The organism is Halorussus rarus, assembly GCF_003369835.1.
GTDB classification, from domain to species: Archaea; Halobacteriota; Halobacteria; order Halobacteriales; family Haladaptataceae; genus Halorussus; species Halorussus rarus.
Window position 1 is genome coordinate 162,156 of record NZ_QPMJ01000004.1, and the last position, 18,245, is coordinate 180,400.

20 protein-coding genes are annotated in these 18,245 nt (G+C 69.1%); 9 read left to right on the forward strand and 11 right to left on the reverse strand.

What is annotated here, in order from left to right:
- Nucleotides 1–25: 25 nt before the first annotated feature.
- From DVR07_RS19435 to DVR07_RS21880, 5 genes are all read right to left on the reverse strand, one after another.
- Nucleotides 26–1,270 (reverse strand): glycoside hydrolase, encoded by a 1,245-nt coding sequence (locus tag DVR07_RS19435; protein WP_240147635.1) that lies wholly within the window; start codon nt 1,268–1,270, stop codon nt 26–28.
- 251 nt (nt 1,271–1,521) lie between these two features.
- On the reverse strand, nt 1,522–1,803 hold the full coding sequence (locus tag DVR07_RS19440) for a hypothetical protein (RefSeq protein WP_115798981.1): 282 nt from the start codon (nt 1,801–1,803) through the stop codon (nt 1,522–1,524).
- 181 nt (nt 1,804–1,984) lie between these two features.
- Nucleotides 1,985–2,311 carry a hypothetical protein gene (locus DVR07_RS19445; RefSeq protein WP_115798982.1) on the reverse strand — a complete coding sequence of 109 codons (327 nt, stop codon included), beginning with the start codon at nt 2,309–2,311 and terminating at the stop codon, nt 1,985–1,987.
- A 115-nt stretch (nt 2,312–2,426) separates the two neighbouring features.
- Nucleotides 2,427–2,732, reverse strand: a complete 306-nt coding sequence (locus DVR07_RS19450) for a hypothetical protein (protein ID WP_115798983.1) — start codon at nt 2,730–2,732, stop codon at nt 2,427–2,429.
- Between the two features lie 407 nt (nt 2,733–3,139).
- A complete protein-coding gene (locus DVR07_RS21880; RefSeq protein WP_162829639.1) occupies nt 3,140–3,313 on the reverse strand; it encodes a hypothetical protein in 174 nt (57 codons plus the stop codon).
- Nucleotides 3,314–3,492: 179 nt separating this feature from the next.
- Here DVR07_RS21880 and DVR07_RS19455 point away from each other — a divergent pair, with 179 nt between their 5' ends.
- Together DVR07_RS19455 and DVR07_RS19460 are read left to right on the forward strand one after the other, a co-directional pair.
- Nucleotides 3,493–3,927 carry a hypothetical protein gene (locus tag DVR07_RS19455; RefSeq protein ID WP_115798984.1) on the forward strand — a complete coding sequence of 145 codons (435 nt, stop codon included), beginning with the start codon at nt 3,493–3,495 and terminating at the stop codon, nt 3,925–3,927.
- Between the two features lie 2 nt (nt 3,928–3,929).
- Entirely contained in the window at nt 3,930–4,217 is a 288-nt protein-coding gene (locus tag DVR07_RS19460; protein WP_205254574.1) for a DUF7410 domain-containing protein, read from the forward strand.
- Between the two features lie 29 nt (nt 4,218–4,246).
- Here the strand turns inward: DVR07_RS19460 and DVR07_RS19465 are convergent, their stop codons facing one another.
- The 4 genes from DVR07_RS19465 to coxB all read right to left on the reverse strand — a co-directional run bounded on the left by DVR07_RS19465 (nt 4,247) and on the right by coxB (nt 9,255).
- A complete protein-coding gene (locus DVR07_RS19465) occupies nt 4,247–5,449 on the reverse strand; it encodes an outer membrane protein assembly factor BamB family protein (RefSeq protein WP_115798986.1) in 1,203 nt (400 codons plus the stop codon).
- Nucleotides 5,450–5,594: 145 nt separating this feature from the next.
- Entirely contained in the window at nt 5,595–5,858 is a 264-nt protein-coding gene (locus tag DVR07_RS19470; RefSeq protein WP_115798987.1) for a cytochrome C oxidase subunit IV family protein, read from the reverse strand.
- Nucleotides 5,859–5,860: 2 nt separating this feature from the next.
- Nucleotides 5,861–8,452 carry a cbb3-type cytochrome c oxidase subunit I gene (locus DVR07_RS19475; RefSeq protein ID WP_115798988.1) on the reverse strand — a complete coding sequence of 864 codons (2,592 nt, stop codon included), beginning with the start codon at nt 8,450–8,452 and terminating at the stop codon, nt 5,861–5,863.
- Nucleotides 8,449–9,255, reverse strand: coding sequence for a cytochrome c oxidase subunit II (gene coxB, locus DVR07_RS19480; protein WP_115798989.1), 807 nt, complete (start codon nt 9,253–9,255; stop codon nt 8,449–8,451). Before coxB ends, DVR07_RS19475 begins: the two co-directional genes overlap by 4 nt.
- A 95-nt stretch (nt 9,256–9,350) precedes the next feature.
- Here coxB and DVR07_RS19485 point away from each other — a divergent pair, with 95 nt between their 5' ends.
- Together DVR07_RS19485 and DVR07_RS21885 are read left to right on the forward strand one after the other, a co-directional pair.
- Nucleotides 9,351–9,881, forward strand: a complete 531-nt coding sequence (locus DVR07_RS19485; RefSeq protein ID WP_115798990.1) for a DUF6789 family protein — start codon at nt 9,351–9,353, stop codon at nt 9,879–9,881.
- Nucleotides 9,882–9,987: 106 nt separating this feature from the next.
- Entirely contained in the window at nt 9,988–10,143 is a 156-nt protein-coding gene (locus DVR07_RS21885; RefSeq protein WP_162829640.1) for a hypothetical protein, read from the forward strand.
- A gap of 42 nt (nt 10,144–10,185) precedes the next feature.
- Here the strand turns inward: DVR07_RS21885 and DVR07_RS19490 are convergent, their stop codons facing one another.
- A complete protein-coding gene (locus DVR07_RS19490) occupies nt 10,186–11,925 on the reverse strand; it encodes a cbb3-type cytochrome c oxidase subunit I (protein ID WP_394338821.1) in 1,740 nt (579 codons plus the stop codon).
- A 318-nt stretch (nt 11,926–12,243) separates the two neighbouring features.
- Here DVR07_RS19490 and DVR07_RS19495 point away from each other — a divergent pair, with 318 nt between their 5' ends.
- From DVR07_RS19495 to DVR07_RS19510, 4 genes are all read left to right on the forward strand, one after another.
- Nucleotides 12,244–13,524 (forward strand): tyrosine-type recombinase/integrase, encoded by a 1,281-nt coding sequence (locus tag DVR07_RS19495; protein WP_115798992.1) that lies wholly within the window; start codon nt 12,244–12,246, stop codon nt 13,522–13,524.
- 229 nt (nt 13,525–13,753) lie between these two features.
- Nucleotides 13,754–14,761 (forward strand): sister chromatid cohesion protein PDS5, encoded by a 1,008-nt coding sequence (locus tag DVR07_RS19500; RefSeq protein WP_115798993.1) that lies wholly within the window; start codon nt 13,754–13,756, stop codon nt 14,759–14,761.
- A 67-nt stretch (nt 14,762–14,828) separates the two neighbouring features.
- On the forward strand, nt 14,829–16,028 hold the full coding sequence (locus DVR07_RS19505; RefSeq protein WP_115798994.1) for an ABC transporter substrate-binding protein: 1,200 nt from the start codon (nt 14,829–14,831) through the stop codon (nt 16,026–16,028).
- Between the two features lie 2 nt (nt 16,029–16,030).
- On the forward strand, nt 16,031–17,029 hold the full coding sequence (locus DVR07_RS19510) for an NAD(P)/FAD-dependent oxidoreductase (RefSeq protein WP_115798995.1): 999 nt from the start codon (nt 16,031–16,033) through the stop codon (nt 17,027–17,029).
- Between the two features lie 90 nt (nt 17,030–17,119).
- Here the strand turns inward: DVR07_RS19510 and DVR07_RS19515 are convergent, their stop codons facing one another.
- Complete coding sequence (locus tag DVR07_RS19515) at nt 17,120–17,320, reverse strand: DUF7835 family putative zinc beta-ribbon protein (RefSeq protein WP_115798996.1); 201 nt, start codon at nt 17,318–17,320, stop codon at nt 17,120–17,122.
- Between the two features lie 512 nt (nt 17,321–17,832).
- On the opposite strand from DVR07_RS19515, the gene DVR07_RS19520 reads away from it, so the two are divergent.
- Nucleotides 17,833–18,237 (forward strand): hypothetical protein, encoded by a 405-nt coding sequence (locus DVR07_RS19520; protein WP_115798997.1) that lies wholly within the window; start codon nt 17,833–17,835, stop codon nt 18,235–18,237.
- Nucleotides 18,238–18,245: the final 8 nt, after the last annotated feature.

The window sequence follows — 18,245 nt, forward strand, 5'->3', positions numbered from 1 at the left end:
TCGACCGTCGGCGTGTCCCGTCGGACTACTCCCCCGCTTCCGAGCCGCTCCCGAAGGCGTGGCGCTTGATCTTCGTCGCCCACTGGGGCCACTCCTGACGCTGTTCGAGCTCGGAGACGTCGTCCTCGCCCGACATCGCCTTGATGGCCCTCGCGTCGCTCTTGTGCCAGACCGAGCCGTCCTCGTGGAATAGCCCGTTGATGATGCCGCGCTTGCGCATATACCGGACGTAGGCGGGTTTGACCATCAGCGACCAGAAGAAGTTGCCCACGCCGTGCTGGTGGATGACCGGCGCGAGCGAGTCGTAGTCGGGCTGCCAGTTGTCGACGACCCCGGTCTCGCCCCAGCCGAAGTTCGCGACCTTCTGCCACTCGCTCAGGTACACCGGCATGTCGAGGTCCTCGCCGAGCCGAATCGCCTCCGGAAGCAGCTCGTGGTACATGTCGGGTTCGTTCGGGAAGTTGTAGTGGAACTGGAGCACGTCGGCGCCCCAGTCGACGTAGTCGGCGTTGTTGGCCAGGCTGGTCGACCCGACGGTCAGCGGGACCGACCCGCGGTTCTCGGCCATGGTCTCGAACATGCCGGCGGCGAACCGCTTCATCGTCGGGAGCCACCCCGGTTCGTTCATCGCCTCGATGGCAAGCAGCCGGTCGTCGTCCTTCCACCGGTCCATGAACCACCGGACGTACCCTCCGGGTTCGTCCCACCGGTCGGGGTTCTGCATGACGTCGCTCGACGGCGACTGGACCGGCGGCGCGGTCAGCGGGTCGGTGGCGTGGAGGTTCTCCTCGGACGGCTCCTTGCCCACGCTCTCGAACAGGCCGAACAGCACCTCCATTCCGCGGTCGTCGGCCGCGGTCAGGAAGTGCTCGATGGACCGCTCGAGCGCCTCGGCGTCGGCGAGCCACTGCTCGTAGCTGATCCACGTCCGGATGGCGTTGATGTTCACCCGGTCGGCGTACCCCAGGTCGCGCTCGATGACGCTCTCGTCGTAGTCGTGCCACATCTGGAACGTGTTCCACGCGCGTGCGGGGACGTACAGCGCGCCCCGGACGTCGATCGGTTCGGCGTCGGCCTGCGCCGGCTCCTCGGTCGTCGTCGCCTCGGTCGTCGGGTCGGGGGTCGCGGAGGTCGGCGTGCCGCTGGCCCCGCTCCCGGTGTCGTTGCGCCGCCGCCGACTCCCGAAGGGGGCGGCGCAGCCCGCCGTACCGAAGAGTCCGACCGACGCGCTGGCCCCCAGAAACTGCCGACGAGTCTGCCGACTGGTCATTGGAACCCGCCACGGGACCGCCGGGTGTAAAAGTGTCCTTACGTTGCGCCGGAGGGTCCCGGTTACACGCCGCATAACGAGGAGTTTCCGGGCACGTCGGCCGCCGGTCGCCGGGTTCAAATCCACCTCGGAGAATCGTCGTGTCGCGCGGGCGCCCGACACATCGGGGCGCCGACAGCGTCTCGAATCGCGGTCGCGTCGGTCGGTTCCGTTCGATGCGGCTTCAGTCGGTCCCTCCGCCCGATGCCGGATTATCGCGTCCCTCGGAGGACGATCTCGGCGTCGCACTCGGGACAGGCGCCGCGGTCGGCGTCGAACTCGGTCTCGCAGAACGGGCAGACGTGGGCGTCGTCTCGATCGGCGTCGCTCGACGCCGAGTCGTCGTCCGTCGACTCCTCGCCGTCGGACGCGGCGTCGGTCGCCGAGTCGCGGTCGGTCGACGGCCTGGAGTCGGTCTCCGCTCCCGGCTCGTCGTCGGTTAGCGTGGCGTCCTCTCCCCCTCGCAGTCCGCGCGTGATGTCTTTCAGGTCCATGCCATCGGGTCCTCTGGGCTCCGTTTCCATTGTTATGGCGGGCCTTCCCGGCCGTAAGGACCGCCTATCGGCTGCGAACGCGGGAAGGGGCCGTCGATTCCGGCCCAAAGGCGCCGCCGTGCCGAAGGGTCCGAGCGCGCCAACGCCGAGCCTCCGCCCGTCGCAGGGGTCGAGGACCGCCTCACGCGAGGCGGTCGAGCCCCCGGAGGGTGGCCCGGGCCGCGGCCAGCGCCACCAGGGGCAGCGCGGCGACCGCGCCGACCACCGTGGCGGTGGCGCCGAGCAGGGCGGGCAGGCCGAGGAGGGCCGACGGGCCAGCGGGCAGGTTCGTCACGACGACGCCGAGCAGTACCGCGGCGGCCGCGGTGCCGACTGCGAAGGCGGCGGCCGCTGCGACCAGGACGGCCGCCCGCTCGGCGGACCGGCCGGTCGCGGCGAGCGCTCGCGCGGCGGCGTCTCGCAGCGTCGTTCTCGTGGGCAGTTCGGTCGTGTGCAGCGTGTGTCGCATCGGTCTGAGTCGAGTCGAATCGGTTCGGTGAGCGAGTGGTGCGTCGGGTCCGCGCGGCGCGCCGGAGCGTCGACGATAGCGTCGGCGTCGGCCGGACTCCGGTCCCGGTCGGCGGTCACGCCGAGCGGTCGGTCTCGACGGCGGTGACGGCCCGGACGCCGAACTGGTCGGCGACCGTCTCCCGGACCGCGGCCCGCTCGTCCTCGACCGAGTCGTCCAGCCGGACGTGGAGCCGGACCGAGGCGTCGACCCGGAGGTCGTTGAGCGTCGGGGTGACCCCCGAGATGTCGACGACCTCCGTGCGGTCGACCGCGGCGCTCCGGGCCAGGACGTCGGCGATGCCGTCCTGGAGGGTGCCGTCGCCGCCGCGGGGGACGTGTACTTCGAGGTCTGCCGTCGCGTCGATTGTCGGGTCGGTCATGGGTCGTGTCGTTGGTGTGGTCGGTGTGGCGTTCGGCGGGTCGGTGCGATCAGGGTCGTCGGGTGCGTGCTGGGCCGGTCACGGATTTCGGGTGCGTCGGTCGCAGTGCGTTGTTCGTCGGTGCGGTCGGGTCGCGTCGATGCGGTCGCGGTCGGTGCCTCCCGGCGAGCTCTCGCCCGCGGCCGCCGGCGGCGGCGCCGTCGGGAGCGCAGATGCGTCTGGTCGATGGGTGGCCGACTCGCGACGGCGAGTCGCGGTACCGGGTCGGTGCGCCGGAGAAGGACGTGGCCGAACGGACCACGCGCCCGACGCACGCGGCTCGCTTCCGAGTCGTGGGTTCGGGAGGAAGCGAGCCGACCCGGCGTCGCGTTGCCGACGGAACCGTTCCGTCGGCGGCCGCGGACGCCCTACGCGGTCGGGGTGGTCCGTTCGAGGCGATACGTACTATCGCCCATGTGGGTCCCCCGCTCGGCATCGGCCACCGGGATACTCCCGGCGGCGTTCCCGAACGCCTTCACCCCGGACGCGGCGCTTGCGGCGAAGCTGCCGAAGGCGCGTGCCCGGAGTGGGGGACAGTTCATGGGTGTATCACCTCGCGCGCCCGGTCGGTCCGGGCGGCTGAAGTGTTCAGTGCTATAACCGGTTCCGTATTAAAACTGGCTGAGCAGTGTTACCTCTTCACATGAATCCTCTGCAGACGCCCGGCCCGGGTCAACTTTTATGATTGTTACTATCTAACAATGGTTCAGGAACGACTCACATGGCCGAAACTGCCTACCTGACGAGCGCCCTCGCGACCGGCGCCGTGCTGCTCGCGGTCTGGGCGTTCGTCGGCAGGATGGAGAACTGGCGAAGCTACGACCCCGCGGACGGGACGGCGCGCGACCTGCCGCGGTCGGCGGACGCGAGCGAGTCGGTCGGGACCTGGATCGCCGGGTTCTTCGCGCTGGTCCTGGTCGCCGGCGGCGGCGCGGTGCTGCTCGTCAGCGACGCCGGCTTCGCGGCCGCCGTCGGCAGCTGGACGGCCATCGCGCTGGTGTTCGCCGTCCTGCTCGTCGGGTTCCTGCTCTGGGGAACCTACAGCTCCGCGCGGTTCCGCGGGCTGGCGAGCGCGCAGGCGGCGCTCCTGAGCCTGTGGGTGTTCGGCTCGCTGTTCGTGGCCGGCGTCACCGTCAAACTCGTCCTCGGTGGGTGACCGTGTCGGTCGCCGACTCGGAGGTGCGGGTGCCCGACGGCGAGACGCCGACCCGGTGCCCCCACTGCCGCCGGCCGTTCCGGAGCGAGCGACTGCTCGCGCTCCACGTCGGTGATCTCCACACCGAGGCCTGCTCAGTCGACCAGCGCGAGGCCTACGAGGACGCGCTGGAGGCCGAGCGCGAGGACCTGTTCCTCTACCACCTCAAGGTCGTGGCGGCGCTGGTCGCGGTGTACGCCTTCCTCCTGCTGTCGTACATGGCGGTGTCGGCGATGCAGGCGCCGGGATGACCGGCCGAGGACCGGCTCCGGCCGCCAGTTCAGGTGGGGTCGAACGCGTACGCCCGGTCGGCCGCGTCCGACCGCCGCGTCACGGCCAGCAGCGCCCCGTCGGCAACCGTCAGCCCGCCGGTCGGCGTGCCGGGGATATCGCGCTTCCACCGCGGTTTCGGCCCGTCGCTGAAGAGCCCGTCGCTCCCGCCGAGCGGGTAGGCGGCGAGGTAGCCGCCCTCCGAGTCGTCCTCGTGCTCGTCGCCGACGTAGAACGTGTCGCCGGCCGCGGCGGGGGCACAGCTGGCGCCGCCGGAGCGCGACCACCGCTTCTCGCCGTCCCGGAGGCCGATGCTCGCCGTCGATGAGAGGTTCGTCCCGACGACACGGGAGCCGGCCAGGAGCAAGTCGTTGGCGGTGAACGCCGCCCGCCACCGGCTCGTCCCGGCGTGGGAGCCGTTCTGGAGTCGGTAGACGTGGTCGCCGAACACCGAGACGAGGACCGATCCGCCGTCCTCTATCGCGAGGTCCTGGACGCCGCCCGCGACCCGGCGCCGCCAGAGCGGGTAGAACGCGTCGCCGTCGTCGTACAGCTCGTAGACCTGGCCGCCGTTCGTCCCGACGACGACCGTTATCCGGTCCGTCGCGAGCGCGGTGACCTCGCCGACCGCGTCGTAACTGCGCTCGACCGCGCCGTCGGCGACTCCGACGACGTACACGCGACCGGTGTCGTCGCCGGCGTAGACCCGCTTCCCGTTGTGGCTCGGCACGATTGCGGCCTGGACCGACCCGCGGGTCTCGACCGACCACCTGACGTCGCCGGTCTCGGCGTCGAGCGCCCAGACGCCGTCGTCGTCCGCGAAGCCGGCGTAGGCGGTCCGCTCGTGGACCGTGGGCGAGCACGCCCACGACTGGTCGGAGGGCGAGAACGACCACAGTTCGTCGCCGGTCGTCAGGTCGAGCGCGACGAGGCCGTCGATGGCCGGCACGAAGGCGGTCCCGTCGGCGACCACCGGCCGGCCGTTCGCGCCGGGGATCTCCACCTGCCAGCGCTCGGTGACGCCGGTCCGCGGGGCGACGGCGTCCCGACTGTAGGCGGCCGACCAGCGGTCGTAGTCGGGAAATCGCCACTCGGTCGCGTCGTCTGTTCCGGGAGAGAACGACGCGTCGGTGTCTCCCCGGCCCGTACAGCCCGCGAGGGCCGCGCTGCCGGCGGCGGCGACGGCGAGGAACTGCCTGCGTGAGGAGGGCATCGCCCGAAGGATTCCACCGGAGAAGCAAAATCTTTGTGACACGCCGAGGCCGAATCCGAGCCGCGATGCGGACCGGTCCCGCCCAGAGCGGAACGGTCCAGTTCCGCGACGGTCGAATCGGCGCGGGGACCGGAGTCCCGGCCCCTCAGAGTATCGAGTAGGCTGCCGCGGTCGTCAGCGCCAGCGCCGCTAACAGGCCGACGAACATCGTGAACGATACCGACCGGGGCTCCCACTTGAGGTGCTGGTAGTACCACGCGACCATCACCGCCTTCACGAACGACAGCGCGATGATGACCCAGAACGCGGTCCAGTACGGCAGGCCGCCCGACTGTTCGACGAGCAGCTGGACGGTCGCGAAGGCGAACAGTACGACGTATATCGCGGTGTAGAGTTTGAGTCGTGTCATGGTCACAGGATGTAGAACAGCGGGAACAGGAACAGCCACACGATGTCCACGAAGTGCCAGTACAGCCCGAAGTACTCGACCGGCCGGTCGTCGTCGAGGTACGCGCCGTTCCACGCCCGCACCAGGAGGTAGAGCGTGACCACCAGCCCCGCGATGACGTGGAGCCCGTGCAACCCGGTGGTCAGGTAGAACGTCGACGAGGCCACGTTCGTGCCGATGTCCCAGCCCTGCGGGAACGCCTCGGTGTGGACGTGGAACAGGTGGAGCCACTCCAGAGCCTTGTTGACGAGGAACGCGACCCCGAGCACGAACGTCGTCGCCAGCGACGCGACGAGTCCGAGTCGGCTCCCCTTCTCGGCGGCCACCAGCGCGAGAACGACCGTGAAACTGCTCGTCAGCAGGATGTAGGTGTTGATGAGCCCCGGCAGCGGGACGTGGGCCGCGGGAATCAGGTGGTGCCAGTCGGTCCACCCCTCTGCGACCCGGATGAAGGCGTACGAGCCGATGAACGCCCCGAACAGCACCACGTCGCTGGCCAGGAACAGCCACATGCCGAGCTTGGTGTTCTCGACGGCCTCGAACGGCCAGCTCTCGCCGAACGGCTCGGTCAGCCCGTGGAACTCCTCGCCGGCCATCCGGACCAGGGTCCACAGGAGCGCAAGCAGGCCGCCGACCGTCAGCGCGAGGTAGCCCGCGCCTTCGAGCCCGGCGGGATAGCTCGCGTCCTGCATCCCCGACATGCCGAGCAGCAGCACGAACGACGCGATTCCGATGGCGAACGGCCAGATGCTGGCGTGGCTCTCGGACTCGGACTCCTCGCCCGCGACCGCGGCGGCCTCGACGTCGGCCTCGATCGCTCCGCCGTCGGAGGCGGTCCGCGGGTCGGGGTCGCCGGGCTCGCGCTCTCCTCCGTTCGCGACGCCCGCGCCCGGCCGGAACTCGAGCGACCCGCTGGAGAACGACGGCCGGCCGGGGAAGTTCTCCAGCGGCGGCGGCGAGGGGACGGCCCACTCGGTCGTGGTCGAGTACCGCCAGGGGTTGTCGCCGGCCTCCTCGCCCGACCACAGGCTGACCGCGAGGTTGTAGAACATCACCAGGAACGACGCGCCGAGGACGAACCCGCCCACGGTCGCCAGCTGGTGCAGGCCGACGAACGCCTCGGGGTAGACGAAGTCCCGGCGGGGCGTCTCCCACGCGATGAACATCGGGAAGTACAGGAGATTGAAGCCGACGAAGTACAGCGCGAAGTGGACCTTCCCGAGGAACTCGTCGTACATCTTCCCGGTCATCTTCGGGTACCAGTAGTAGAGACCCCCGACGAGCGCGGTGACCCCGCCCACCATCACGTAGTGGAAGTGGGCGACGACCCAGTAGGTGCCGCGGAACTCGTAGTCGAGCACGACCGCACCGAGGAACACGCCCGTGATGCCCCCGAGGATGAACAGGATGAGCGCGCCGAACGAGAACAGGAACGGCGTGGTGAACCGGACCTTCCCCTTGACGGTGGTGTAGATGAGCGCGAACACCATCAGGTCGAACGGCAGCGAGATGCCGATGGTGGTCGCCATGAACAGCGTCTTGATCTGGAGGTTGATGCTGGTCAGGAACATGTGGTGCATCCAGACCAGGAAGCTCTGGAGCGCGACCAGCACCATCGCGGCGATGAACCACTTCCGGCCGACGAGCCGCCGTCCGGTGAACGTCTGGAAGCACTCGGCCATCACGCCGAGCGCCGGGAAGAAGACGATGTACACCTCGGGGTGGCCGAAGAACCAGAACAGGTGGGCCCACAGCAGCGACCCGGCGTGACCCGTGGCCGCGAAGTACTGGGTGCCCAGCAGGCGGTCGGCCGACAGTATCATCAGCGCCGCCAGCAGCGCCGCGAACGCGAACAGCATCATCCAGGTCGTCAGCAGGATGGTCCACGTGAACAGCGGCATCCGCCGGAGGGTCAGCCCCTCGGCGCGCATCCGGTGCATCGTCGTCAGGAAGTTCACCGACCCGACGGTCACCGAGGCGGTGAACATCAGGAGCGCCAGCACCGCGGTGCTCGCGCCGATGTTCGGGGTGTACACCGGGAGGTTCAGCGGCGCGTACATCGTCCAGCCCCCCGCGAAGGTGCTGCCCTGGAAGAACGAGACGCCAAGCAGGACGCCCGAGAACAGGTAGAGCCAGTACGACAGCGCGTTCAGCCGCGGGAACGCGAGGTCCTTCGCACCGATCTGGAGCGGGACCACGTAGTTGGCGAACCCGAACGCGAACGGCGAGAGGAACCAGAAGATCATGATGAGGCCGTGGGCCGAGACGGCCTGGTTGTACTGGAGCGGTTCGAGCAGGCCCGCGCCCGGCGTCCAGAGCTGGAGCCGCATCAACAGTGCGAGCACGCCGCCGAACACCAGGAAGAACAGCGCCGTGACGGTGTAGAGCACGCCGACGTCCTTGTGGTTGGTCGTGACCAGCCACCGCTTGACGCTGCCGGGGTCGGGCAGGTCGTGGTGGTGGTCGGCGCCGTGGGACGCGTCGGCGTAGCCGCCGTCCGACGCCGCGCCGCCGTCGGCTGGCGCGCCACCGTCGCGTACGTCCTCGTCGCTCATGCGACCACCCGCTGCGGATTCGCTACCTGCCCGGTCCGGGCGCTACCCGCGACTGACGGCGCGTCGAGCGCGGAACTGTTCGACGACGACTCGTTCTGGCTCGTGGTGTTCGCGTACCAGGACTCGTACTCGTCGGGCTCCATCACCACGACCTCGGCGGTCATGTACGAGTGGCCCCGGCCGCAGAGCTCGAAGCACCGGGCCTCGTAGGTCCCGGTCTCGTTCGTCTCGAGCCAGGTGTCGGTCCGCTGACCCGGAATCGCGTCGGTCTTCACTCGCAACCCGGGCACCCCGAACGTGTGGAACACGTCGTCGGAGGTGACGTTGAGACGGACCGTCTCGCCCGCGGGTACGCGCAACGTGCTGGCGGTGTGGCCGTTGGGGTAGACGAACTCCCAGCCGAACCGGAAGCCGACCACCTCGACCTCGAGTCCCCGCTCGCCCTCGCCGGGCGAGTCGGCCTCCACGTACAGCAGCGTCCCGTAGGTCCACGCGATGAGCGAGACCACGATCACCGTGCTGAGGCCGAACGAGACGAACAGCTTCCGCCCGCCACCGCCGCCGGACGGCAGTTCGCCCAGATCGGGAACGTCGTCGTCGACCGACCGGCCGTCTCCGTCGCGGTACTTGTAGGCGTTGTACACCATGTAGCCGATGACGACGACGCCGACGAGCGTCCCCAGAACCAGGAACACCGTGAATATTCGTTGGAACACCTCTACTCTCGTCCCCTTCGGGATTATCCCGGACTGGGCCGGGAAGGCGCGAACGGCGACGAGTAACGCTCCGGCCAACTGAACCATGGGTGGTGATAACACGCTTCATATACTTATTGGTTCCCCACTATTTTATGTTACATAGAGCAACGCTTATCCCTTGGTGTGTGGTAACTACAGACATGGATGGGGAGGAGACCGAGTTCACGACGGAACTGCCCGGCGAGTCGACCGAGACCGCGGAACCGGACTTCGACCACCTCTGGGGTATCATCACCGACGGGTTCATCGGCGCGGTCGGGGGCCTGGTCGGGACCGGGTCGCTGACGGTGGGTCTGCTCATCGCCGCCTCGCTCGGCGCGTTCGACATCAACGAGTTCGCCACCCTCGCCGAACTCACCGGCCTCGACGCCCTGTTCGCGGCGAACCCGCCCGCGGTCGGCTACGTGCTGTTCCTGCTGACCGGGATGGTGATGTGGCCGCTGCTGTTCGCGTCCATCGGGTCGTACCTGCCGGGCGACCGGTACGCGATAAAGGGCCTCCCGTTCGGGTTCGTGCTCTGGACCGGGTTCGCACCCGCGTTCTACGTCGACTACACCGGGCTGACGATGGCGTTGTACCTGGTGCTGACGCTCGGTGCGCACTTCTCGTACGGGTTCACGCTCGGGGCGGTGTTCGACTACCTCGGCGACAGGCCCGAGACGCTGGTGTAGGCCGGGCCCGACCGATTCCGCCGGCGCGCCCCGCCCTCGGGACGCCCTCGGACCCCCCGAAGACGTTCGGCGCAACGCACCTGGTGGTCTCCCTCGTTGCTCCGGTATGGACACGGCGGCTCTCGGACTCGTCTTCGGCATCGTCGGCCTCGCGGTCGGACTCGCCCTCGGCGACGCGGCGACAGCGACGCTCGGGGGGATTTTCGGATTCTTCGGCGGGAAGGTCGCCGACAGCCTGTCGAGAACGGTCGCGGCCGAGTGATCGCCTCGGCCGCCGTCGAGTCGGCGGGTCGCGACGTGTCGACTACTCCTCCTCGCCCGATTCGCCGCCGTCCGCGAGCGCGGTCTCGACCTTCCGCTCGAACCACGCCCACTCCTTGGTTTTGAGGCCGTCCTCCTCGAGGCTCCACGGGTCGGGGTCCTCGACCCGCGGCCCCTCCAGCCACGACTGGACCACGTTCCAGAGGAAGACGAGCTGGCCGAGCGCGAGCAGGTACACGCCGAGCGTCGCGACCTGGTGGAGGTCCGCGAAGTAGGCGGCCGGGCCGACCGTCAGGTCGTAGCCCGCGTACCGGCGGGGCATGCCGCCGTAGCCCAGCAGGATCATCGGGAAGAAGGTGACGTTGGTGCCGACCATCGACAGCCAGAAGTGCCACTTCGCCAGCGTCCGCTGGTACCACCGGCCGGTGTAGAGCGGGAACCAGTAGTAGACGGCGGCGAACACCGCGAACGCGATGCCGCCCATGATGACGTAGTGGAAGTGCGCGACGACGTGGTACGTGTCGTGGAGCACGAGGTCGACCGGAATCGCCGCCTCGAACACGCCGGTCACGCCGCCGACGATGAAGTTCGCCACGAAGCCGACGCAGAACAGCATCGGCGCGGTGAGCCGGACGCGTCCGTTCCACATGGTGGTGATCCAGTTGAAGGTCTTGACCGCGCTCGGCACCGCGATGGCGATGGAGACCGCCATGAAGCTGGCCCGGACTCGCGGGTCGATGCCCGTCGCGAACATGTGGTGGGCCCAGACGCCGAACGAGAGCACGCCCAGCGCGAGCGTCGAGTAGACGACGAACTTGAACCCGAACAGCTTCCGACCAGCGAATCGCGGGAGAATCAGGCTCACGAGCCCCATCGGCGGCAGCACCAGGATGTACACCTCGGGGTGGCCGAAGAACCAGAACAGGTGCTGCCACAGCAGCGGACCGCCGCCTTCGACGGCGAAGAAGGCGGTTCCGAAATTCCTGTCCAGCAGCAGCATCACGAGCGCGCTGCCCAGCAGCGGGAACGAGAACAGGATCTGGCCAGACTGGACCAGCACGGTCCAGGAGAACAGGTCGAGGTTCTCCCAGCCGACGTCCTCGCCGCGCTCGGCGATGATGGTCGCGATGAAGTTGATCGCCCCCATCGTCGCCGACACGCCCGAGAGATGCAACCCGAGCAGCATCAGGTCGACGCCGGGATTGGCCTGCTCGACGGAGAGCGGCGGGTACATCGTCCACGCGGTCTGGGCGCCCGAGACGTCGCCGACGAACGGCCCCAGCAGGACGCCGCCCCAGATGAGCAGGGCCGCGGGCGGGAGGAGCCAGAACGCAATGGCGTTGATCCGGGGGAACGCCATGTCGTCGGCGCCGATCAGCAGCGGAATGAGGTAGTTCGAGATCGACGCCAGTATCGGCGTCCCGAACAGGAACAGCATCGTGATGCCGTGGGTGGTCATCAGCGCGTTGTAAAAGTTCGCTCCCAGCAGGTCGACCGGCGGGGTCACGAGTTCGGTCCGCATCAGCAGGACGGCGATGCCGCCCCACGCGAACGAGACGAGCGCGAAGACCCCGTAGAGCAGGCCGACGTCCTTGTGGTCGACCGTGGTCAGCCACCGAATCAGTCCCGAGGGTTTCTCCGTCAGCGTCCCGGTCGCCTCCGCGCCGGACTGGCCGCCGGCCGGCGCGTAGGAGTGCCAATCCTCCAGCCTCGCGACCCACCAGCCGACCCCGACCAGCAGGAGGCCCATCGCCACTGCGAGGGTCGGTCGAAGCGCTACCATGTGGGCCACCTTCTCGGGATACCGCCGTGGAACTTGTCCGGCACATGTTCGGTCGGTTCACGTACCCGTTTCGCGCAGGGCCTCTCGAGCGGGACTCCGGATAAAATTCTGTATACCAAAATATGATTTATGAGTCCTGCCGGCGACGCGGCCGTATTTCCCGTGGGTCTAACGGACTCCACCAGTCCGTTGCCCCCATAGAATTATAAGCGAAGCGTGAGAAGCGGCGAAGCGTCCGAAAATGCCGCGCTTGAAATCCGGTACCGGCGCAGTTCCCGGCCTTCCCCGTCCGAGAAACGTCCCGAGGAGGGTCCGGCCGTGAGCGAGCGCCTCGAATCCGAATCCGGGAGTGCCGAAGACTCCTTCGCCGACGTGCGCTGGACGACCTGCACGCTCGGCGACTTCCGGGACCTCTACTGGGACGTCGTCGCGCCCCGCCTCGAAGCCGCGGGACGCGACCCCGAGACCCACCGGCCGACCCACCAGTGGTTCCGCGAGAAGGGACTCCGAGCCTTCCTCGCCGCGCTCCGACGGCACCACGACCGGTCGTTCGGCGAGTTCTGGCGCGAGGACCTGGGGCTCGGTGACGAGGACCCCGGCTACGACTGGGCGACCGACCACGACCCGACCGTGGAGGCGGTCCGCTCCTTCCTCGAGAGCCGGCGGTCGCGCCACTCGCTCCGGGAGTCGTCCATCGCTGCGAAGCGGACGCGGCTCAACCTCTACGTCAGGGCCTACCGCGAGGCCAACGGCGACGACGACCTGCTCTCGCCGGTGGCGATCGACTCGTCGGTGCCGACCCACGAGGCGGTCCACGCCTGCTACGCCGCGTTCGACTGGCTGAACGACCGGGAGTACGGCGCCAGGACGAAGACCCGCGTCCGGAGCGTCGTCGACGACTGGTACCAGCATCTGGTGGGCCGGCGCCTCGCGGCGGTCAACCCCGCGACCGGCCTCTACGACGAGTTCAAGTGGCAGGTCGCGGAGTCCGACCCCGCTCGACTGTCGACCACGCACGTGCGCGCGCTCGTCCGGACCGCCGACTCGCCCCGCGAGCGCCTGCTGGTCGTCGCGCTCGCGGCGTGGGGGCTCCGTGCCAACGAGGTGGCCGCCCTCCACGTCTCCCAGTTCGTCCGGGACGTCGGCGAGGGGGAGGTGCCGTACGTCACCTTCGCGGAGCGCAAGAACGGGCCGGGCGAGGTCAACCTCGTCTACGGGCTCGACGCGCTCGACGACCGCCTCGACGAACTCGCCGCGCGCGACGACTGGTCGGGCCACCTGTTCCCGTCCGAGCAGGGTGCAGACCCGCACGCGACCCGGGAGACGATCTGGTCGCGATTCGGCGACCTGGCCGACCGGGCGGGCCTCCCCGAGGAAATCGACGGCGAGCGCCCGAGCCCCCAGCTCTGCCGGCGGTACTGGTACGACACCTACACGTCGGCGCTGGAGGCCGTCCTCGAGGGGCTGGAGGACATCGCGGCCGAGCAGGGCAGCGACGACCCCAGGGTGGTCCTCTCGAACTACCTCTCGGAGGAGCGCTCCCGGAAGGTCCGGCGGGAGTTCATGCGCCGGGAGCTCGCGGCCGCGTTCGAGCAATAAATCGTCGAGTGATATACGGAAGTCTCGGGTTGCCGATTCCCGTTTCGCCGTCCCGGCAGTATCTTCGATTGGCCGGAATCGGTGCCGTTGTATCCACGACGTCCGCGTGCATCGAGTGTGAACTCGACCAATCGGTCTTTCGTCCGGCGCCCGGCCTACGGAATGATGGCGACGGGCGACTGGGAAATATTGACGTCGCTCCGCGAACCTACTCCGAACGAGCGCAGCCATGGACGACTCCACCTCACCGCCGCCGGCCGAACGCGTGCCGGCGCTCGTCGAACGAGGCGCGACCGACGAGGCCGTCGCCGCGCTCGACCGGTTGCGGTCGGCTCCCGCCGACGAGCGCAAGGAGGCGATGCAGTCGCTCGAATCGAGCGCCGGCGACCTCGCCAGCGCCCCGGACCCCGTGCTCACTGCGCTGGCGGGGTTCCTCGAGGATTCGGACCGGTCGGTCCGGCTCGCCGCCGCGAAACTGCTCGTCACCCTCGCCGAGGCGGCGCCGGACGCGGTCGCCCCGGTCGTTCCGGCGCTCGCCGACCGACTCGCAGACGAGGGTGAGTTCTACTTCGTCCGGGCGCGCGCGGCCGAGGCGCTCGGCTACGTCGCGCTGGAGCGCCCCGACGACGTCGCTTCCCCGGAGACGCTGGCGGACCTCCGGGTCGGACTGTCGTTCGACGAACCCGAGGTGCGCGAGAAGCTCGCGAAGGCGCTCGAACACGTCGCGCTCGGCGATCCCGGACGGCTCCGCCACCAGGCGGCGACCCTGGCCGACCACCTCGACGACGAGAACGACCTCGTGCGCTATCACATGTGTACCGCGCTCGCGGTCGTCGGGTGCGAGCACCCCGCGGCGCTCGCGGACGCCCGCGACGCCCTCGGCGAGAGACTAGCCGACGAGAACCGCCACGTCCGCGGCCGGGCCGCAGAGGCGCTCGGACTGCTCGGGCGAGCGCCGGCGGACGAACGTTCGACTCCGCGCTCGGACCTCGCGGAACTGACCGACGACGAGCCGTTCGTAGCCGAGCGGGCCCGGTTCGCCGTCCGGGCGGGGGACGACGGGTCGGGTCCGGACGACATCCCGGACGCCGTCGGCTCCGTAGCGGCGATTCGGGAGACGACCGGCGATGTTGCCGACGACGTGGCGTCGGCCGACGGCGAGGAGTGTCCGGGTTGCGGGCTCGAACTCCCGGACGCGGGGCCGCCGATGTGCCCCCGCTGTGGCGCGCCGCGGTGAGCCGATCTCGTTTTAGGCGCGCCGAAAAGTCGAAATCTCTTTATCGGTTTAGGCGAACCTAAATTCCATGGCGCGAGATTCGCGGTACGACTCGACCCGGCGTCGACTGCTGAGAACCGGCGCGGCCGTGGGCGTCGGCGGGCTCCTCGCCGGCTGTGCGGGCCGGAGCGAGACGTCGACGACCGCCGAGGGGACGACCGACGCGACCACCGGCGCGGGGGCGACGACCTCCGGGTCGTCGACCGAAGACGGCGAATCGACGACCGAGGCCCAGGGGTCGTACTCGGTGACGATGGAACCGGTGGGCGCCGTCGAGTTCGAGTCGCCGCCCGAGACGTGGTTCCCGTACACGGCCGACTACGCCGACATGGGCGTCGCGCTCGGGCAGGCGGACGGGCTGTCGGCCATCGGCGTCAAGGCGCGGTTCGGCTCGCACCTCTACGAGGAACTGCCCGGCGTCTCCGTCGACAAGGCCGAGCTGACCCAGCTCTGGCAGGAGGGCACCGACAAGGAGATCTTCTACGAGCTCGACGCCGACCTCCACGTCGTCGACCCCCACTTCATGCTCAACCGGCTCCAGTGGAAGCAGAGTGACGTCGACGAGATCCGGGAGAACGTCGCGCCGTTCCTCGGCAACACCATCTTCACGCGCGTGTACGATTGGCACGACTACCCCTACTACTCGATGTACGAGGCCTTCGAGAAGCTCGCCGAGGTCTTCCGGGAGCGGGCGCGCTACGAGGCGTTCGAGCGGTACCACGACGAGGTGCTCGCGGACGTGCAGTCGCGCCTCCCCGACGAGACGCCCGACGTCGCCATCCTGTATCCCGCCGACGTGCCCCCGGAGGCGTTCTACCCGTACCTCGTGGGTGACGGCACCCAGTCGAAGCACTGGACGGACCTGCGGGTCGGCGACGCGCTCGCGAAGAACGACGTCACCGACGCGCAGGCCGGCGGCGGCACCGTCGACTTCGAGACCCTGCTGGAGATCGACCCCGACGCGCTGGCCATCCGGCTTCAGGGCGAGATCACGCGGGAGTACTTCGAGCGAGAGATCGTCTCCCATCTCAAGGACCACCCGGTCGCGAGCGATCTCACCGCGGTGCAGGACGACCGGGTCGTCTACGGCGGGCTGACCTACCAGGGGCCGATCATCCACCTCTTCCAGCTCGAACGCGCCGCACAGGGGCTCTACCCCGGCACCTTCGGCGGCGAAAAGCTGTTCGACCGGCAGCGCGTGGCCGACATCGTGAAGGGAGACGTCTGACGATGAGCTCCGCCGACACCGACACCGAGTCCGACGCGGACGCCGACCCCCGGGAGACGACCGCTCCCGACGCCGACCGGGACTGGGACGCCGACCACGACTGCGAGTACGATGTCGCGGTCGTCGGCGGCGGACCCGCGGGCTGTTCGGCGGGCGTGTTCACCGCGCGCTACGGTCTCGACACCGTCGTCTTCGACCGGGGGCGCTCGTCGATCCAGCGGTGCGCCTTCCTCGAGAACTACCTCGGCTTCCCGGCAGGCATCGACGTCGAGACGTTCTACGAGCTGCTGCACGACCACGTCGAGGAGACCGGCTGCGATCTCGTCGCGGACATGGTCGAGTCTGTCTCCCGCGCCGACGGCGACGGCTTCGTCGTCGCGACCCAGGAGGACCGGCGCGTCACCGCACGGCGGGTCATCGCCGCCACGCGGTACGGCGGCGAGTACCTCCGCGGCCTCGACGACGAGGACGCCATGTTCGAGACCCACTCTCACGGCGGCGAGGAACACGAGCACTTCGACCGGGAGTACGCCGAGCGCGACGGGCGGACCCCGGTCGAGGACCTCTACGTCGCCTCGCCCTCCGCGGAGGCCGACCGCCAGGCGGTCGTGGCCGCCGGGCGAGGCGCCAGGGTCGCGCTGACGGTCCTCGCCGACGTCCGGCGCGACCGGGGCTACCCCGACGCGTTCGCCGACCACTACGACTGGCTCCGCCGGGAGGCCGAACTCGACGGCGAGTGGGGCGACCGCGACCGGTGGCGCGAGTGGTTCGCCGACCGGAAACCCGACGGTCTCGACGTCTCGGAGGACCGACTCGTCGAACTCCGCGAGCGCGAGATAGACAGGCGGTTCGACACGTACCTCGCGGACGACGAGATAGAGCGCCGCGTCGCGCGCGGTCAGCGCCGACTGCTCGACCACGTCGACGACGAGTACATCCTCGAGGCCGCCCGCGAAATCGAGGCCGAGACCGAGCCCGGTTCCGCGGAGACTCGCGACTGACCGGTCGCTCAGATCGCTCGGACTTCGGCACGGGTCGCGAGAAAAGGCCGCTGGTACGTCTGTACCGTCGCGTTCGATGCAGCGCGTCGGTTACGCGTTGTTCATCCGCTTGCTCGTCGTCTCCCCGCACTCCAGACACTCCGCGACGCGGTACGGTTCGCGCGAGAACTCGGTGTTCTCGGACTTCTTGCTCTCGGTCTGGATCTCGATGGTCACGTCGTGAGGCGTCGACTCCCCGCACTCCTCGCAGGACTCGACGGTCTCCGAGAACGCCGAACTTGGTGTCGTCATTTGGTGTTCCCCCGTTAGACTCCTCTCGCTACAGGCCCATGAAGTGGTAACTCGGTTGAACCGCGTTTCGCGGGTTCGAACGGTTCCGGGCCGGGACAATCCGGGGTTTGGAACGGTAGCTCTCGGTTCGACACACAGTTCACGAATCGTTCAAACGTTTCACCGTTCCGGGACCGTCGCGCGGGTCCGTGCTTGCATAGTAACGCTCGGCTAATAGCTCGGGGGCCGGCGCGTAACCGGCAAGCGTCACCGCGGCCCGCCGCAGGATTCCACGATTTTACGCACGCAGCCCGTAGTGACACGTGATAGCGAGTGACGACCTCGCCGGCATCGTCGCGGTCTGGGGCGTACCTCGCCGGCGTCTCGCGGTCGCTGGCCGAGCAGGTCGGGACCGACGGGCGCCGGTCCGACTGATTCGCGCCGCGGCGCAACCGTCCTCGTCGTCGGGGTCTCCCGACCGCCGACCCGCCTGCCGTTACACCTCTATGTCTCCTGCTCGTAGCACGCCGACGATGACCGACCCAGACCACCCGTTCTCCCGGGACCGAATCGCGGCGGTCGCCGACGAACGCGGCGTCGGCGATGCCGACCTCGAAGACGCGCTCGCCGGCGTCCAGTCCGCCGTCGCCAGGGGCGAGGGCGAGTACGAGTACTCCTCGGAGCACAACTTCGGCTGGCGCGACGACGAGGCCTACTACCTCAACGGCGACGGCATCTGGCGGACGCTCGCAGACCAACTCTCGCTCGACGAGGAACTGGCCGGGGCCGCGCGCGAGGTCCACCGTCGGCGGATGACCGAGTCGGCCGACGAACGCGGCGAGGCCGACGCCGTCGCGGAGATGTTCGCCGACGGCGCCGAACCGCTCGTCGTGGTCGACACCGCCAGCGACCCGCCGCTGTACGGACAGGACGTGTGAGGAATCAG

Coding starts and splice junctions, on each gene's coding strand:
- DVR07_RS19435 (WP_240147635.1), bottom strand. CDS start 1,270: ATGACCAGTCGGCAGACTCGTCGGCAGTTTCTGGGGGCCAGCGCGTCG.
- DVR07_RS19440 (WP_115798981.1), bottom strand. CDS start 1,803: ATGGACCTGAAAGACATCACGCGCGGACTGCGAGGGGGAGAGGACGCC.
- DVR07_RS19445 (WP_115798982.1), bottom strand. CDS start 2,311: ATGCGACACACGCTGCACACGACCGAACTGCCCACGAGAACGACGCTG.
- DVR07_RS19450 (WP_115798983.1), bottom strand. CDS start 2,732: ATGACCGACCCGACAATCGACGCGACGGCAGACCTCGAAGTACACGTC.
- DVR07_RS21880 (WP_162829639.1), bottom strand. CDS start 3,313: ATGAACTGTCCCCCACTCCGGGCACGCGCCTTCGGCAGCTTCGCCGCA.
- DVR07_RS19455 (WP_115798984.1), top strand. CDS start 3,493: ATGGCCGAAACTGCCTACCTGACGAGCGCCCTCGCGACCGGCGCCGTG.
- DVR07_RS19465 (WP_115798986.1), bottom strand. CDS start 5,449: ATGCCCTCCTCACGCAGGCAGTTCCTCGCCGTCGCCGCCGCCGGCAGC.
- DVR07_RS19470 (WP_115798987.1), bottom strand. CDS start 5,858: ATGACACGACTCAAACTCTACACCGCGATATACGTCGTACTGTTCGCC.
- DVR07_RS19475 (WP_115798988.1), bottom strand. CDS start 8,452: ATGAGCGACGAGGACGTACGCGACGGTGGCGCGCCAGCCGACGGCGGC.
- coxB (WP_115798989.1), bottom strand. CDS start 9,255: ATGGTTCAGTTGGCCGGAGCGTTACTCGTCGCCGTTCGCGCCTTCCCG.
- DVR07_RS19485 (WP_115798990.1), top strand. CDS start 9,351: ATGGATGGGGAGGAGACCGAGTTCACGACGGAACTGCCCGGCGAGTCG.
- DVR07_RS21885 (WP_162829640.1), top strand. CDS start 9,988: ATGGACACGGCGGCTCTCGGACTCGTCTTCGGCATCGTCGGCCTCGCG.
- DVR07_RS19490 (WP_394338821.1), bottom strand. CDS start 11,925: ATGGTAGCGCTTCGACCGACCCTCGCAGTGGCGATGGGCCTCCTGCTG.
- DVR07_RS19500 (WP_115798993.1), top strand. CDS start 13,754: ATGGACGACTCCACCTCACCGCCGCCGGCCGAACGCGTGCCGGCGCTC.
- DVR07_RS19505 (WP_115798994.1), top strand. CDS start 14,829: ATGGCGCGAGATTCGCGGTACGACTCGACCCGGCGTCGACTGCTGAGA.
- DVR07_RS19510 (WP_115798995.1), top strand. CDS start 16,031: ATGAGCTCCGCCGACACCGACACCGAGTCCGACGCGGACGCCGACCCC.
- DVR07_RS19515 (WP_115798996.1), bottom strand. CDS start 17,320: ATGACGACACCAAGTTCGGCGTTCTCGGAGACCGTCGAGTCCTGCGAG.
- DVR07_RS19520 (WP_115798997.1), top strand. CDS start 17,833: ATGACCGACCCAGACCACCCGTTCTCCCGGGACCGAATCGCGGCGGTC.